Annotated in this window: 1 pseudogene; it reads left to right on the top strand. The window is 54.7% G+C overall.

Going from position 1 to position 616, the window contains the following annotated elements:
- A pseudogene (locus IE158_RS13460) lies at window positions 1–616 on the top strand (IS1 family transposase); the annotation flags it as partial.

The following is a 616-nucleotide window of genomic DNA, read 5'->3' as shown; positions in this document are numbered from 1 at the left end:
CACTGTCAAAAATGGGAAGGCCAAAAATGGCACCCAGACCTACTTATGTAAGGGTTGTGGCCGTCGTTTCCACCCGGAGGCCCGCCCTATAGCGCACAGTGAAGCGACCCGGCAACAAATTCTTGATGCTGTCCACGAGCGGATGAGTCTGAGAGGAGTACAGCGCGTCTTTGGTGTTCACCGCAACACCGTGATCCGGTGGATAAAAAAGGGGCCCGTGAAGTGATGCAGACTGGTACAGTCTGCATGACACCTCCAGAAGAAGTGGTCATTGAGCTGGATGAAATGTGGACCTTCGTTGCCAAGAAAAAACAGACGAGGTGGATCTGGATTGCCCTGGAGCGCAGCACCCGCAGGGTGCTGGCCTGGGTATTGGGTGACCGCAGTGAGCAAACAGCGTTCAAGCTCTGGGAACGCTTACCATTGTCCCTTGAGCAGCGACTGAAAGGGACGTTTTGCACCGATCTGTGGCGAGCCTACGATGAACCGCTCTTGGGGGTAAAGCGGCTAACCCGGAAGGGAGAAACGAATCATGTCGAACGATTGAACTGCACGCTGAGACAGCGGCTGGGTCGGCTTGTTCGTAAGTCGTTGTCTTTCTCGAAGACGGACGAAA

It is taken from the genome of Deinococcus piscis (genome assembly GCF_014653275.1).
GTDB lineage: Bacteria > Deinococcota > Deinococci > Deinococcales > Deinococcaceae > Deinococcus > Deinococcus piscis.
The sequence above is the reverse complement of the archived record's forward strand: the minus strand, read 5'-3'. Positions and strand labels throughout refer to the sequence as shown.